At 42.9% G+C, this 16958-nt stretch carries 6 protein-coding genes, 6 rRNA genes and 1 pseudogene; 10 read left to right on the top strand and 3 right to left on the bottom strand.

Annotated elements, in window-relative coordinates; genetic code table 11:
- Positions 1–12: 12 nt before the first annotated feature.
- Positions 13–264 (bottom strand): hypothetical protein, encoded by a 252-nt coding sequence (locus ABGT36_RS11560; RefSeq protein ID WP_346678109.1) that lies wholly within the window; start codon positions 262–264, stop codon positions 13–15.
- A 407-nt stretch (positions 265–671) separates the two neighbouring features.
- Here ABGT36_RS11560 and ABGT36_RS11555 point away from each other — a divergent pair.
- The 8 genes from ABGT36_RS11555 to istA (ABGT36_RS11520) all read left to right on the top strand — a co-directional run bounded on the left by ABGT36_RS11555 (position 672) and on the right by istA (ABGT36_RS11520) (position 13125).
- A 16S ribosomal RNA gene (locus tag ABGT36_RS11555) occupies positions 672–2196 on the top strand.
- Between the two features lie 214 nt (positions 2197–2410).
- Positions 2411–5319: ribosomal RNA gene (locus tag ABGT36_RS11550) — 23S ribosomal RNA — on the top strand.
- A gap of 86 nt (positions 5320–5405) precedes the next feature.
- A 5S ribosomal RNA gene (gene rrf / locus ABGT36_RS11545) occupies positions 5406–5514 on the top strand.
- A gap of 253 nt (positions 5515–5767) precedes the next feature.
- Entirely contained in the window at positions 5768–6076 is a 309-nt protein-coding gene (locus tag ABGT36_RS11540) for a PTS lactose/cellobiose transporter subunit IIA (protein WP_087303547.1), read from the top strand.
- A 1126-nt stretch (positions 6077–7202) separates the two neighbouring features.
- Positions 7203–8727 (top strand): 16S ribosomal RNA (locus tag ABGT36_RS11535).
- 214 nt (positions 8728–8941) lie between these two features.
- Positions 8942–11850: ribosomal RNA gene (locus tag ABGT36_RS11530) — 23S ribosomal RNA — on the top strand.
- 86 nt (positions 11851–11936) lie between these two features.
- Positions 11937–12045: ribosomal RNA gene (gene rrf, locus ABGT36_RS11525) — 5S ribosomal RNA — on the top strand.
- The 16S, 23S and 5S rRNA genes sit together here, the layout of an rRNA operon.
- A gap of 210 nt (positions 12046–12255) precedes the next feature.
- Positions 12256–13125 carry an IS21 family transposase gene (gene istA, locus ABGT36_RS11520; protein ID WP_346678107.1) on the top strand — a complete coding sequence of 290 codons (870 nt, stop codon included), beginning with the start codon at positions 12256–12258 and terminating at the stop codon, positions 13123–13125.
- Between the two features lie 57 nt (positions 13126–13182).
- Here istA (ABGT36_RS11520) and istB read toward each other — a convergent pair whose 3' ends face one another.
- Both istB and istA (ABGT36_RS11510) read right to left on the bottom strand, forming a co-directional pair.
- A complete protein-coding gene (istB, locus tag ABGT36_RS11515) occupies positions 13183–13941 on the bottom strand; it encodes an IS21-like element helper ATPase IstB (protein WP_087357274.1) in 759 nt (252 codons plus the stop codon).
- Positions 13938–15250 (bottom strand): annotated as a pseudogene (gene istA / locus ABGT36_RS11510) (IS21 family transposase). Before istA (ABGT36_RS11510) ends, istB begins: the two are co-directional and overlap by 4 nt.
- Positions 15251–15313: 63 nt before the next feature.
- On the opposite strand from istA (ABGT36_RS11510), the gene ABGT36_RS11505 reads away from it, so the two are divergent.
- The gene (locus ABGT36_RS11505; protein WP_346678105.1) at positions 15314–15679 is read left to right on the top strand and encodes a hypothetical protein; all 366 of its coding nucleotides are present in this window, start codon (positions 15314–15316) and stop codon (positions 15677–15679) included.
- 49 nt (positions 15680–15728) lie between these two features.
- Positions 15729–16943, top strand: coding sequence for an IS21 family transposase (gene istA / locus ABGT36_RS11500; RefSeq protein WP_346677418.1), 1215 nt, complete (start codon positions 15729–15731; stop codon positions 16941–16943).
- Positions 16944–16958: the final 15 nt, after the last annotated feature.

Raw genomic sequence — 16958 nt, 5'->3', positions numbered from 1 at the left:
GCAACAAATTGGTCAAATTATCTTGACTTTTATATCATATATTATTTGATAAAAATTATCTAACTTACTTTTTCTTTCTCTTTTCTTTGGCTTAGTATAACCATTCATATATTTATCAATCAATCTTCTATCTACACCAAGCTCTCGGGCAATTTGTGATTTATTTATTTTCAATTTTAACTCCTCTACTAATACTTTCAATTTTGGTAAATCAAGTAAACAATTAATCTCAATACTTGAACTAACTGTTAAATTCATAATCATAATATAACCTCCAATAAAAACTGAATTATTATATTATGTTGAATTGATTTTGTACATTTTTATATGATCGTTTTTGTACATATTAATAGTAGCATTTATAACAGGGAAACAGAGTGATAAAAAGGGAGAAAAAGCGGGAAGGGATAAAAAAAGTAAAAAAAGGTATTTACAAAGTAAAGAGGATGTGGTAGATTAATAGGGCACTCGAGAGAAGGAGCGAGGTTCAAAGGAAGGGCCGAGCGAAAAAAGTAAAAAAAAGAATTGACAAACGAGAGAAAAGAGTGTAGGATAAACTAGTCGGCAAAAGAGCCGGAGAGGACATTGAAAACTGAACAGAATCGAAAAGAACACACGTCAATTAATAGATAAAAAGAGAGCAGAAGCCGATAGGCTTTGAAAAGGATAAGACAATGGAGAGTTTGATCCTGGCTCAGGATGAACGCTGGCGGCGTGCCTAATACATGCAAGTCGAACGCGAGCCTTAGGGCTCGAGTGGCGAACGGGTGAGTAATACGTAAGCAACCTGGCCTTTACAGGGGGATAACTGATGGAAACGTCAGCTAAGACCGCATAGGTACAGAGATCGCATGATAACTGTATTAAAAGTGCTACGGGACTGGTAGAGGATGGGCTTACGGCGCATTAGCTTGTTGGAGGGGTAACGGCCCACCAAGGCGACGATGCGTAGCCGACCTGAGAGGGTGACCGGCCACACTGGGACTGAGACACGGCCCAGACTCCTACGGGAGGCAGCAGTAGGGAATTTTCGGCAATGGGGGGAACCCTGACCGAGCAACGCCGCGTGAAGGAAGAAGGAATTCGTTCTGTAAACTTCTGTTATAAAGGAAGAACGGCACATATAGGGAATGATATGTGAGTGACGGTACTTTATGAGGAAGCCACGGCTAACTACGTGCCAGCAGCCGCGGTAATACGTAGGTGGCGAGCGTTATCCGGAATTATTGGGCGTAAAGAGGGAGCAGGCGGCAGCAAGGGTCTGTGGTGAAAGGCTGAAGCTTAACTTCAGTGTGCCAGAGAAACCGGGCAGCTAGAGTGCAGGAGAGGATCGTGGAATTCCATGTGTAGCGGTGAAATGCGTAGATATATGGAGGAACACCAGTGGCGAAGGCGACGATCTGGACTGCAACTGACGCTCAGTCCCGAAAGCGTGGGGAGCAAATAGGATTAGATACCCTAGTAGTCCACGCCGTAAACGATGAGTACTAAGTGTTGGGAGTCAGATCCCAGTGCTGCAGTTAACGCAGTAAGTACTCCGCCTGAGTAGTACGTTCGCAAGAATGAAACTCAAAGGAATTGACGGGGGCCCGCACAAGCGGTGGAGCATGTGGTTTAATTCGAAGCAACGCGAAGAACCTTACCAGGTCTTGACATCCGGATAAAGGCTCCAGAGATGGAGAGATAGATATATCCGAGACAGGTGGTGCATGGTTGTCGTCAGCTCGTGTCGTGAGATGTTGGGTTAAGTCCCGCAACGAGCGCAACCCCTGTTGCTAGTTGCCATCATTAAGTTGGGGACTCTAGCGAGACTGCCGGTGACAAGCCGGAGGAAGGCGGGGATGACGTCAAATCATCATGCCCCTTATGACCTGGGCTACACACGTGCTACAATGGACGGATCAGAGGGAAGCGAAGCCGCGAGGCGGAGCGAAACCCAGAAACCCGTTCTCAGTTCGGATTGCACTCTGCAACTCGAGTGCATGAAGATGGAATCGCTAGTAATCGCGAATCAGAATGTCGCGGTGAATACGTTCTCGGGCCTTGTACACACCGCCCGTCACACCACGAGAGTTGATAACACCCGAAGCCGGTGGCCTAACCGAAAGGGAGGAGCTGTCTAAGGTGGGATTGATGATTGGGGTGAAGTCGTAACAAGGTATCCCTACGGGAACGTGGGGATGGATCACCTCCTTTCTAAGGAGAAAGCAAGTGTGGAGATTCTGTTTAGTTTTGAGTGGACCTCATTGAGGGAAACTCAGGAAGAGATCATTGAAAACTGGATAATAGAAAAGCGAAAGAGAGAAGATCGAGATAAAGAGATATCAAGGTCTTTCTAAGAAAGTCGAAGAAAACTAAGAAACAACGAGAAGAAGTTGAAGATAGAAAGTGATCAAGCGACACCGAAGAAGGTAAAGTAAGAAAGGGCGTATGGCGGATGCCTAGGCACAGAGAGGCGAAGAAGGACGCAGCAAACAGCGAAATGCGACGGGGAGCAGTAAGCATGCAAAGAGCCGTCGATATCCGAATGGGGGAACCCACCCGGGATAGAGACCGGGTATCCTGGAGTGAATAGATAGCTCCAGAGAGGCGAGACTCAGGGAACTGAAACATCTAAGTACCTGAAGGAAGAGAAAATAAAGAAATGATTCCCTAAGTAGCGGCGAGCGAAAGGGGAAGAGCCCAAACCGGCAAGAGCCGGGGTAGTAGGGCTGTCAAAAAAGGGCAAGAAGACATTATAGGCGAACGGAATGGGAAGTCCGGCGAAACAGGGTGACAGCCCCGTAGCCGAAATAGTGAGGAAGTCCGAGACAGTACCTGAGTACGGCGGGACACGAGGAATCCTGTCGGAAACAGCCAGGACCATCTGGCAAGGCTAAATACTACTCTGTGACCGATAGTGAACCAGTACCGTGAGGGAAAGGTGAAAAGAACCCCGGGAGGGGAGTGAAAGAGAACCTGAAACCATATGCCTACAAGAAGTTAGAGCCCGTTAAAGGGTGATAGCGTGCCTTTTGTAGAATGAACCGGCGAGTTACGATATGGAGCGAGGTTAAGCAGGATATGCGGAGCCGAAGCGAAAGCGAGTCTTAAGAGGGCGAAAGTTGCATGTCGTAGACCCGAAACCGGGTGATCTAGCCATGGCCAGGTTGAAGTTGGGGTAAAACCCGATGGAGGACCGAACCGACCCCCGTTGAAACGTTGGCGGATGAGCTGTGGCTAGGGGTGAAATTCCAATCGAACCCGGAGATAGCTGGTTCTCCCCGAAATAGCTTTAGGGCTAGCGTCGAGGCAAGTGATGTGAAGGTAGAGCACTGAATATGTGATGGCCCCATCCCGGGGTACTGAATATAATCAAACTCCGAATGACACATAAACATCCTCGGCAGTCAGACAGTGGGTGATAAGGTCCAGTGTCAAGAGGGAAACAGCCCAGACCATCAGCTAAGGTCCCAAAATATATACTAAGTGGAAAAGGATGTGGAGATGTCGAGACAACTAGGAGGTTGGCTCAGAAGCAGCCATCCTTTAAAGAGTGCGTAACAGCTCACTAGTCGAATGACTCTGCGCCGATAATTTACCGGGGCTAAGTATATTACCGAAGCTATGGATTTGCGCAAGCAAGTGGTAGGGGAGCGTTCTATATGCGGCGAAGGCGTACCGGAAGGAGCGCTGGAGCGTATAGAAGAGAGAATGCCGGTGTGAGTAGCGGAACGTGGGTGAGAATCCCACGCACCGAAAACCCAAGGTTTCCAGAGGAAGGTTCGTCCGCTCTGGGTAAGTCGGGACCTAAGGCGAGGCCGAGAGGCGTAGCCGATGGACAACAGGTGGATATTCCTGTACTTACGGTATGAATGAAGGAGTGACGGAGAAGGCTAGGTGATCCTGCTGCTGGAAAAGCAGGTGCAAGCGAGGTAGCTGACAGCCAGGCAAATCCGGCTGTCATAAAGGCGAAGGCGTGATGCGTATGGAAAGCTGAGGCAAGTACAGAAGTCATTGAAGCCAGCTTCCAAGAAAAGCTTCTAGTGCCAATCATACAGTAACCCGTACCGAAAATGGACACACATGGGTGAGGAGAGAATCCTAAGGTGAGCGAGAGAACTATAGCTAAGGAACTCTGCAAAATGACTCCGTAACTTAGGGAGAAGGAGTGCTCATAGAGATATGAGCCGCAGTGAAACGGCCCAAGCGACTGTTTACCAAAAACACAGCTCTATGCTAAGTCGAAAGACGACGTATATGGGGTGACGCCTGCCCGGTGCTGGAAGGTTAAGAGGAAGTGTCAGCGCAAGCGAAGCACAGAATTGAAGCCCCAGTAAACGGCGGCCGTAACTATAACGGTCCTAAGGTAGCGAAATTCCTTGTCAGGTAAGTTCTGACCCGCACGAAAGGCGTAACGATTTGGGCGCTGTCTCAGCTGTAGACTCGGTGAAGTCTTAGTACCTGTGAAGATGCAGGTTACCCGCGACTAGACGGAAAGACCCCATGGAGCTTTACTGCAGCCTGATATTGGACTTTGATGCAGGATGTACAGGATAGGTAGGAGACTGAGAGACATGCACGCCAGTGTGTGAGGAGTCGCTGTTGGGATACTACCCTTTGTGTATTGGAGTTCTAACCGGATGCCATGGAACTGGTGACGGGACAGTGTCAGGTGGGCAGTTTGACTGGGGCGGTCGCCTCCCAAAGAGTAACGGAGGCGCCCAAAGATACCCTCAGCTTGGATGGAAACCAAGCGCAGAGTGCAAAGGCAAAAGGGTGTTTGACTGCGAGACCCACAAGTCGAGCAGGGACGAAAGTCGGGCTTAGTGATCCGGCGGTGCTGAATGGAAAGGCCGTCGCTCAACGGATAAAAGCTACCCTGGGGATAACAGGCTGATCTCCCCCAAGAGTTCACATCGACGGGGAGGTTTGGCACCTCGATGTCGGCTCATCGCATCCTGGAGCTGAAGTCGGTTCCAAGGGTTGGGCTGTTCGCCCATTAAAGCGGTACGCGAGCTGGGTTCAGAACGTCGTGAGACAGTTCGGTCCCTATCTGTCGTGGGCGCAGGAAGTTTGAGAAGAGCTGTCCTTAGTACGAGAGGACCGGGATGGACATATCAATGGTGGACCAGTTGTCACGCCAGTGGCACAGCTGGGTAGCTAAATATGGAAGGGATAAACGCTGAAGGCATCTAAGTGTGAAACCCACTTCAAGATGAGACTTCCCAATACGAAAGTATATAAGACCCCTTAAAGACGATAAGGTAGATAGGTCAGGAGTGCAAGCATGGTGACATGTTCAGCGGACTGATACTAATAGGTCGAAGACTTGACCAGAAGCGGTAGAAACTTGAAAGAGACGAAGAGCTTTGCTATTATCTAGTTTTGAGTGATCTTGAAAAAGACACTTGAAAAAAAGAAGATCTGGTGGCGATAGCATGATGGACACACCTGTACCCATTCCGAACACAGAAGTTAAGCATCATAACGGTGACGATAGTACTTACGTGCAACAATAGCTAGCTGCCGGTTCTTCTTTTTTTATGTTTTTGTTTACCGGATCCTTCCTGATTCGGTTTTTTAGGTGTTTTTATATTTATTTACTTATAAAATATAGATAAAAAAATTATGAAAAATTATATAAATTTTAAAAAAACAAAGAATAAAATGTCAGTTTATAAATTTTGAAAATCCCTGAAACCGCTTGAAATGATAGCTATACTTTAGTATAATATAGAAAGCAGATAGAGATCTGAAAATTTCATTGTAGTAAGGAGATATCAAAATGGATGAACAAGAACAAGTTGTAATTAATCTTATTGTAAACAGTGGTAGTGCACGTAGCTCTGCTATCGAAGCTATTCAATATGCTAAAGCTGGAGATTTAGCTAAAGCTGATGAATCTTTACAACAAGCTAAAGAAACAGTAAATGAAGCACATCATTCTCAAACTGAATTAATTCAAGCTGAAATCAGAGGAGAAAAAGCTCCATTAAACTTATTAATGGTACATGCTCAAGATCATTTAATGACTGCTTTAGTTGTAATTGATTTAGCTCAAGAATTTATTGATGTTTATAAAAAAATTGGATAATTAATTACCAAAATTAAAGATACTGTCTCTTCTAGGAGCAGTATTTTTTTGTATAGGTAATTCGGCAAATTAAAAGCTCCACCTAATGTAAGTTATATACCAAACATGACTTCTTTGGGTGTTTTATATTGAATACATTTTCTTGGTCGATTGTTCATCAGTGTTAAATTGTAGATTAATTCATTTTTCTCTACTTTTGATAAATCCATTCCTTTTGGATAAAATTCTTTAAGCAATCCATTTGTATTTTCATTTGTTCCTTTCTGACGGACGTTTAAAATAACCTTTTCATCTTAAATGTTCCATAGTGATTTTCATTTGCTTTCTATGAATTATTCGATAAATTGCAGAAGTCGAAAGTATCGAAATTCATTCTTTCTTCCTGTTTGCAATCTATTCAGGGGACTAGTATAATCTTTTTTTCTTCAATATAGTTAAAGATATTCGTATCATGGATCGTCTTACGATGGCATTCTTTCTTGACTCATATAATTCCTGTGCTTTGATAGGATAGTATTTGTAAACTCTTCCTTTACTATTAGTTTCAATTTTATTTCGATTGATTTCTCTAAATCTGGTACTTGGTGAACGATGCAGAGCTTTTGCGATATTTCTTATGGTCATACCAGAATTTTTAAATTGGTAGATACAACAGCGTTCGTTTATGGTAAGATGTTTATAGCTCGTAGATATTACCTCCTATTAATTGTTTGTTTGGTTACTTACATTTTAACACAGTAATTTCTATGAGTCTTTTTTATATTATGTTGCATTTGTTGTGATAAATTATTTATATCAAAAAACAAAGAGATAAAAAATGACAGGGAAAAAGAGTGATAAAAAGGGAGAAAAAGCGGGAAGGGATAAAAAAAGTAAAAAAAGGTATTTACAAAGTAAAGAGGATGTGGTAGATTAATAGGGCACTCGAGAGAAGGAGCGAGGTTCAAAGGAAGGGCCGAGCGAAAAAAGTAAAAAAAGAATTGACAAACGAGAGAAAAGAGTGTAGGATAAACTAGTCGGCAAAAGAGCCGGAGAGGACATTGAAAACTGAACAGAATCGAAAAGAACACACGTCAATTAATAGATAAAAAGAGAGCAGAAGCCAAGAGGCTTTGAAAAGGATAAGACAATGGAGAGTTTGATCCTGGCTCAGGATGAACGCTGGCGGCGTGCCTAATACATGCAAGTCGAACGCGAGCCTTTGGGCTCGAGTGGCGAACGGGTGAGTAATACGTAAGCAACCTGGCCTTTACAGGGGGATAACTGATGGAAACGTCAGCTAAGACCGCATAGGTACAGAGATCGCATGATAACTGTATTAAAAGTGCTACGGGACTGGTAGAGGATGGGCTTACGGCGCATTAGCTAGTTGGAGGGGTAACGGCCCACCAAGGCGACGATGCGTAGCCGACCTGAGAGGGTGACCGGCCACACTGGGACTGAGACACGGCCCAGACTCCTACGGGAGGCAGCAGTAGGGAATTTTCGGCAATGGGGGGAACCCTGACCGAGCAACGCCGCGTGAAGGAAGAAGGAATTCGTTCTGTAAACTTCTGTTATAAAGGAAGAACGGCACATATAGGGAATGATATGTGAGTGACGGTACTTTATGAGGAAGCCACGGCTAACTACGTGCCAGCAGCCGCGGTAATACGTAGGTGGCGAGCGTTATCCGGAATTATTGGGCGTAAAGAGGGAGCAGGCGGCAGCAAGGGTCTGTGGTGAAAGGCTGAAGCTTAACTTCAGTGTGCCAGAGAAACCGGGCAGCTAGAGTGCAGGAGAGGATCGTGGAATTCCATGTGTAGCGGTGAAATGCGTAGATATATGGAGGAACACCAGTGGCGAAGGCGACGATCTGGACTGCAACTGACGCTCAGTCCCGAAAGCGTGGGGAGCAAATAGGATTAGATACCCTAGTAGTCCACGCCGTAAACGATGAGTACTAAGTGTTGGGAGTCAGATCCCAGTGCTGCAGTTAACGCAGTAAGTACTCCGCCTGAGTAGTACGTTCGCAAGAATGAAACTCAAAGGAATTGACGGGGGCCCGCACAAGCGGTGGAGCATGTGGTTTAATTCGAAGCAACGCGAAGAACCTTACCAGGTCTTGACATCCGGATAAAGGCTCCAGAGATGGAGAGATAGATATATCCGAGACAGGTGGTGCATGGTTGTCGTCAGCTCGTGTCGTGAGATGTTGGGTTAAGTCCCGCAACGAGCGCAACCCCTGTTGCTAGTTGCCATCATTAAGTTGGGGACTCTAGCGAGACTGCCGGTGACAAGCCGGAGGAAGGCGGGGATGACGTCAAATCATCATGCCCCTTATGACCTGGGCTACACACGTGCTACAATGGACGGATCAGAGGGAAGCGAAGCCGCGAGGCGGAGCGAAACCCAGAAACCCGTTCTCAGTTCGGATTGCACTCTGCAACTCGAGTGCATGAAGATGGAATCGCTAGTAATCGCGAATCAGAATGTCGCGGTGAATACGTTCTCGGGCCTTGTACACACCGCCCGTCACACCACGAGAGTTGATAACACCCGAAGCCGGTGGCCTAACCGAAAGGGAGGAGCTGTCTAAGGTGGGATTGATGATTGGGGTGAAGTCGTAACAAGGTATCCCTACGGGAACGTGGGGATGGATCACCTCCTTTCTAAGGAGAAAGCAAGTGTGGAGATTCTGTTTAGTTTTGAGTGGACCTCATTGAGGGAAACTCAGGAAGAGATCATTGAAAACTGGATAATAGAAAAGCGAAAGAGAGAAGATCGAGATAAAGAGATATCAAGGTCTTTCTAAGAAAGTCGAAGAAAACTAAGAAACAACGAGAAGAAGTTGAAGATAGAAAGTGATCAAGCGACACCGAAGAAGGTAAAGTAAGAAAGGGCGTATGGCGGATGCCTAGGCACAGAGAGGCGAAGAAGGACGCAGCAAACAGCGAAATGCGACGGGGAGCAGTAAGCATGCAAAGAGCCGTCGATATCCGAATGGGGGAACCCACCCGGGATAGAGACCGGGTATCCTGGAGTGAATAGATAGCTCCAGAGAGGCGAGACTCAGGGAACTGAAACATCTAAGTACCTGAAGGAAGAGAAAATAAAGAAATGATTCCCTAAGTAGCGGCGAGCGAAAGGGGAAGAGCCCAAACCGGCAAGAGCCGGGGTAGTAGGGCTGTCAAAAAAGGGCAAGAAGACATTATAGGCGAACGGAATGGGAAGTCCGGCGAAACAGGGTGACAGCCCCGTAGCCGAAATAGTGAGGAAGTCCGAGACAGTACCTGAGTACGGCGGGACACGAGGAATCCTGTCGGAAACAGCCAGGACCATCTGGCAAGGCTAAATACTACTCTGTGACCGATAGTGAACCAGTACCGTGAGGGAAAGGTGAAAAGAACCCCGGGAGGGGAGTGAAAGAGAACCTGAAACCATATGCCTACAAGAAGTTAGAGCCCGTTAAAGGGTGATAGCGTGCCTTTTGTAGAATGAACCGGCGAGTTACGATATGGAGCGAGGTTAAGCAGGATATGCGGAGCCGAAGCGAAAGCGAGTCTTAAGAGGGCGAAAGTTGCATGTCGTAGACCCGAAACCGGGTGATCTAGCCATGGCCAGGTTGAAGTTGGGGTAAAACCCGATGGAGGACCGAACCGACCCCCGTTGAAACGTTGGCGGATGAGCTGTGGCTAGGGGTGAAATTCCAATCGAACCCGGAGATAGCTGGTTCTCCCCGAAATAGCTTTAGGGCTAGCGTCGAGGCAAGTGATGTGAAGGTAGAGCACTGAATATGTGATGGCCCCATCCCGGGGTACTGAATATAATCAAACTCCGAATGACACATAAACATCCTCGGCAGTCAGACAGTGGGTGATAAGGTCCAGTGTCAAGAGGGAAACAGCCCAGACCATCAGCTAAGGTCCCAAAATATATACTAAGTGGAAAAGGATGTGGAGATGTCGAGACAACTAGGAGGTTGGCTCAGAAGCAGCCATCCTTTAAAGAGTGCGTAACAGCTCACTAGTCGAATGACTCTGCGCCGATAATTTACCGGGGCTAAGTATATTACCGAAGCTATGGATTTGCGCAAGCAAGTGGTAGGGGAGCGTTCTATATGCGGCGAAGGCGTACCGGAAGGAGCGCTGGAGCGTATAGAAGAGAGAATGCCGGTGTGAGTAGCGGAACGTGGGTGAGAATCCCACGCACCGAAAACCCAAGGTTTCCAGAGGAAGGTTCGTCCGCTCTGGGTAAGTCGGGACCTAAGGCGAGGCCGAGAGGCGTAGCCGATGGACAACAGGTGGATATTCCTGTACTTACGGTATGAATGAAGGAGTGACGGAGAAGGCTAGGTGATCCTGCTGCTGGAAAAGCAGGTGCAAGCGAGGTAGCTGACAGCCAGGCAAATCCGGCTGTCATAAAGGCGAAGGCGTGATGCGTATGGAAAGCTGCGGCAAGTACAGAAGTCATTGAAGCCAGCTTCCAAGAAAAGCTTCTAGTGCCAATCATACAGTAACCCGTACCGAAAATGGACACACATGGGTGAGGAGAGAATCCTAAGGTGAGCGAGAGAACTATAGCTAAGGAACTCTGCAAAATGACTCCGTAACTTAGGGAGAAGGAGTGCTCATAGAGATATGAGCCGCAGTGAAACGGCCCAAGCGACTGTTTACCAAAAACACAGCTCTATGCTAAGTCGAAAGACGACGTATATGGGGTGACGCCTGCCCGGTGCTGGAAGGTTAAGAGGAAGTGTCAGCGCAAGCGAAGCACAGAATTGAAGCCCCAGTAAACGGCGGCCGTAACTATAACGGTCCTAAGGTAGCGAAATTCCTTGTCAGGTAAGTTCTGACCCGCACGAAAGGCGTAACGATTTGGGCGCTGTCTCAGCTGTAGACTCGGTGAAGTCTTAGTACCTGTGAAGATGCAGGTTACCCGCGACTAGACGGAAAGACCCCATGGAGCTTTACTGCAGCCTGATATTGGACTTTGATGCAGGATGTACAGGATAGGTAGGAGACTGAGAGACATGCACGCCAGTGTGTGAGGAGTCGCTGTTGGGATACTACCCTTTGTGTATTGGAGTTCTAACCGGATGCCATGGAACTGGTGACGGGACAGTGTCAGGTGGGCAGTTTGACTGGGGCGGTCGCCTCCCAAAGAGTAACGGAGGCGCCCAAAGATACCCTCAGCTTGGATGGAAACCAAGCGCAGAGTGCAAAGGCAAAAGGGTGTTTGACTGCGAGACCCACAAGTCGAGCAGGGACGAAAGTCGGGCTTAGTGATCCGGCGGTGCTGAATGGAAAGGCCGTCGCTCAACGGATAAAAGCTACCCTGGGGATAACAGGCTGATCTCCCCCAAGAGTTCACATCGACGGGGAGGTTTGGCACCTCGATGTCGGCTCATCGCATCCTGGAGCTGAAGTCGGTTCCAAGGGTTGGGCTGTTCGCCCATTAAAGCGGTACGCGAGCTGGGTTCAGAACGTCGTGAGACAGTTCGGTCCCTATCTGTCGTGGGCGCAGGAAGTTTGAGAAGAGCTGTCCTTAGTACGAGAGGACCGGGATGGACATATCAATGGTGGACCAGTTGTCACGCCAGTGGCACAGCTGGGTAGCTAAATATGGAAGGGATAAACGCTGAAGGCATCTAAGTGTGAAACCCACTTCAAGATGAGACTTCCCAATACGAAAGTATATAAGACCCCTTAAAGACGATAAGGTAGATAGGTCAGGAGTGCAAGCATGGTGACATGTTCAGCGGACTGATACTAATAGGTCGAAGACTTGACCAGAAGCGGTAGAAACTTGAAAGAGACGAAGAGCTTTGCTATTATCTAGTTTTGAGTGATCTTGAAAAAGACACTTGAAAAAAAGAAGATCTGGTGGCGATAGCATGATGGACACACCTGTACCCATTCCGAACACAGAAGTTAAGCATCATAACGGCGACGATAGTACTTACGTGCAACAATAGCTAGCTGCCGGTTCTTCTTTTTTTTAACATATTTATTTCGCATTCTTAGGTCTTCTGATGGCCTTTTTTATTTATAATAGAATACTTATAAATTTTATCTTCTTAATCTTATATAAAAGTTAAAATAAGATTACCCAAATTGTTGCAGATAAGTGGTTACACTTTGCATTAATCAGGGTAATCTTTTTTGATATAATTCTTTCCTGTAAAGGAGTGAATTATATTGAATACAGCAGTCATTAAAATAAATAATTTGGATCAGGCTCTAATGTTAAGCAGAGCCTATAAGGAAGGAGAAATTAAATTGAATGTTTCTAAACTTGCAAGAGAATTAAACTGTAGCCGAAAAACACTAAGCAGAAGGCTAAACGGTATCGCACCTAAAAAAACAAGAAACAGAAAAAGATATTTAGATGATTATAAAGATCTTATATACAAATATTTGTGTGATGAACAGAGAAATTTTGATTATATCGATCATATTTATTATTTTATGAAACGTGAACATGGTATCACCTGTACACGTTCGACATTTTTCAGATACATTAAGGATAACGAAGAGCTCAATAGTAAATTTAAAAATAACAGAACCGATTCTTTTATCGAACGTTTTGAAACCAATCCTGGTCAACAGGCTCAGTTCGATATGAAAGAAAAAGTTAAACTTACAGATAAAAATGGCACGCAGACAGTAGTATATATTCCTACTCTGACTTTATCATGGTCAAGATATAATTACAGGCAGGTAATATTAAAACCTACAACTGATAACCTGTTAATATTTTTAGCCCAGGCATTTGAAGAAATCGGTGGTGTTCCTAAAGAACTGGTCATTGACAATCTTAAAGCATTTGTAGAAAAGCCTCGTAAATCAGCTGATGATAAAGCTTTATTAAACAGTAAATTTGAAGAATTCTGTAAAGATTATGGAATAACACCTATGCCATGTATGCCATATAGACCTCAAACCAAAGGAAAAACTGAGACACAAAATAAAATAGTGGATCAGCTTAAAAATTATAACGGTTATTATAGCGGATTATCTGATATACATGACAAATATAAATGTCAATATAATTTTGTACAAAAATGATCATTTATGATGTACAATTGTGTTCCTTCTCAATATAATCAAGAGCATTTTTAAGTATTAGGATTCCTCTTCATTTGGCTTCATTTGATCTTTTAATCGATAGGATTTACCCGTTATAGTTACCACGTGCGCATGATGAAGGATTCTGTCTAAAATAGCGTTTGCCATGACCACATCACAGAAGACTTCATCCCACTCACTAAAATTGATATTTGTAGTTAATATCGTGCTTCTTTTTTCATAACGTCTATCTATCAATTGAAAAAACAATTTCGCATCATCTTTATTAATCGGAAGATAGCCAAGTTCATCTATGATCAGTACTTTATATTTGGTAAAATGGCGAAGTCTATCTTCCAATCTGTTCTCGTTATTTGCTTTCTTCAATTGTTGAATAAGATTATGACATTTGATGAAATATGTACTATTTCTACGCTTTGCCGCGGCAATGCCTATACTTACAGCCAGGTGTGTTTTACCTACACCACTATTACCCAGAAATACGATGTTTTCACAATTCTCGATGAATCTGAGTGTCTCAAAATCTAATATCTGCTGTTTGTTTATTGATGACTGAAAATCAAAATCAAAATCCCTTAATTCTTTATGATGAGGAAATGCCCCTACCTTAACCATTGACTTGACCATATTCTTTTCTCTATGATCGATTTCTATCTGCGTCAATTTGATCAATCCTTCTGTAAAAGATAGATTGTTTCTGGTTATATAATCCAACATCTCATCTAAATTTTCATTCATTTGACTTAACTTCAAGTAATTCAGGTTATTTTTCAATTGCATATATGTACTACTCATTGTATATTTCTCCTATCAAATTTAAATTTGCCTTGGCTAATTGTTTGATTTCATCCGAACTGTCTTTAAAACTTACTTCATATATTTTTTGATAATGTTCTTCATGATAATTATATTTTGATTGAGATATTTGATGAATTGTTATAAGTCTTGTGTTAGAATACACATGTATATAATCATCAAATATCTGTAGTTTCACTGTTTTACCAATATATTCTGGTGGTGCGGAATATTTATTACCTTTATAGGAAAACAAACTCTGTGAATCTACTTTTACTGGTCTAATGGTGATTTTATACTGATTTCTTATCTTTTCTTGTGGTAAAGGGGATAAGAAATCTTTTTCTTTTTGGATATGAAGTTTCGGAATTTTTCCTATTTCACTGTGCACCTGGCAATTATTTCTTTCATTGATTTCCATTACTTTTTCATTCAGTTGTGCATAGTTCAGCTTCCCATTATAAGCATATAGTTCATCCCATAATTTCATTGGCGCTTCAACCTTCCCTTTACTCCATGGTTTTCCGGCAATACAAGGTTTCACTATAAAGCCATAATCATCCGCAAACTGTTGAAACTTTGCATTGACCTTTCCACTCGAATATTCTGTTCTTGCCTCATCCATGACTGTTTTCATATTATCGGTTTTTAAGATGTCAGGCACACCACCAGCTGCTTCAAATGCCTGATCAAGATAATGAAACAGAGCACCCTGCTTTTTTGTAAGTGAGATGAAATTAATCCTATATCTTGAATAGGAATATACAAGTGCAAAGATATTTAATTCAATAACCTCACCTGTGCTTAAGGTATAATGCATATTTTCCTTCCAATCCAATTGTGCCTCAACTCCCATACCAGTCTCTCTTTTGATTGACCGATGATTTGTCATATTGTTTCTAATTTTACCATTTACTGTCCTGTTTGTTCTGCCATTAAAGTATTTATCAAATTCCTCATGCTGGCTGATCCACTTTCTAAAATGGGAAGCTGAGCACTCTAATCCATGATTATCTTTTAGATATAGCCATAAAACTCTTTTATAAAAGAAAACCTGAGTATTTTGATTGATCAGCAAGTCATATATTATTTGATAAAAATTATCTAACTTACTTTTTCTTTCTCTTTTCTTTGGCTTAGTATAACCATTCATATATTTATCAATCAATCTTCTATCTACACCAAGCTCTCGGGCAATTTGTGATTTATTTATTTTCAATTTTAACTCCTCTACTAATACTTTCAATTTTGGTAAATCAAGTAAACAATTAATCTCAATACTTGAACTAACTGTTAAATTCATAATCATAATATAACCTCCAATAAAAACTGAATTATTATATTATGTTGAATTGATTTTGTACATTTTTATATGAGCGTTTTTGTACATATTAATAGTAGCATTTATAACAAACTGGAAATAATCAATAACGAGGATAATGAACGTTCCTCACAGGCAACAAGGCTTCCTAGAAATTTTCTTTTAGAAAAAGAAAAAGGTGATCTGCTTCCGTTACCCAGCAAAGAAATCAGAAGCAGGTATCACCTTAAATTAAATGAAGTCTATGTTACAAATGAATCACTATTCCAGTATAAATACAATAAATATTCCCTACCACAAGAATATATTGGAAAACGTGTCGGACTAGTGGTCCAAAACAATGTTAATAGTAAAATAAAGATAACCAAAAAGGTTGGTATAATAATTACCAGTTTCGGCAATGAAAAACTATCCTAAGGTTATCTTTTTTGATAGAATCTTCTGTATTCAAATACAGGAGATTATTATGGAAAGAAATATTATAGGAGATTTATTAATTTTGAAACAAATGAATATTAAACCCAACTTTAGCGAACTTGCCAGAATCTACGATATGGATAGACATACAGTAGCTAAATACTGGCGTGAAGGAGGAATAAAAAAAGTGGAACGTAAACCTAGAAAAAGTATTCTGGATAAATATAGCGATGAAATCACTAGATTGTTTGAGAAGCCTGGTGTTCATAAACGTGCTGCATATGAGTATCTTCTAGACAGGTATGGTGAGGACAATATCGGAACTTACAATAATTTTAAATATTACACTTGGAAACGTGATATGAAGCCACAAAAAACTGTCAAGCCTCATGTCAGATATGAAACAAGGCCTGGCCAACAATTGCAGGTAGACTGGAAAGAAAATCTTAGAATGACGACCATTCATGGTGAAGTCATAGAATTCAATCTCATGACATCTACACTTGGCTATTCACGTGAACATATATTTGTCTATACCAAAGGAAAAACAACTGAAGACTTCCTTAGATGCATCATCGATACCTTATACAGGCTTGGAGGAACCCCTGAACATATACTTACTGACAATATGACAGCTGTAGTGAGCATTACTAATGGCTCTAAAAGAAAGCATCAGAAAATCAGAGCCTTTGAAAAGGATAGCGGCATGAAGATAAGGCTATGCAAAACAAGAAGTCCACAGACAAAAGGAAAAGATGAATCAGCCAACAGATTCATTTCCTGGCTGAATGCATATGATGGCGAGATTGAAAATGAAGAAGAACTTATCCATCTTATTGAAAAGATCAATAGACGAGTCAATAACACCATCAATCAGACAACGAATATGCCGCCGCATGTTCTCTTTGAAAAAGAAAAGGAATATCTCAGACCCTTACCAAACAAAGTGATGCTCGATAGCTATGTAGATAATGTCATTACGCAGATAGTGCCACCAACACTACTGGTTACCTACAATGGATCTGGATATTCCGTTCCTACAAAGTTTATCAACAAAAGAGTCAAGCTAGTACCAATTGAAAATAAACTTTATGTATATTTTAACACAGAACTTGTGACAGTACATCAAATAAACAAAAATAAATTCAACTACAAACACGATCATTATCAGGAGGCACTGCATCATACAATCTGCAACAAGGATATAGATATCGATGCAATTGCAGAAGAAAATTTAAAACTGCTTGAAAGGATAGGTAAATAAGGATGGCAACAAACT

Origin of the sequence: Erysipelatoclostridium sp. An173, assembly GCF_963931465.1 — a bacterium.
Lineage (GTDB): Bacteria > Bacillota_I > Bacilli_A > Erysipelotrichales > Coprobacillaceae > Thomasclavelia > Thomasclavelia merdavium.
The sequence above is the reverse complement of the archived record's forward strand: the minus strand, read 5'-3'. Positions and strand labels throughout refer to the sequence as shown.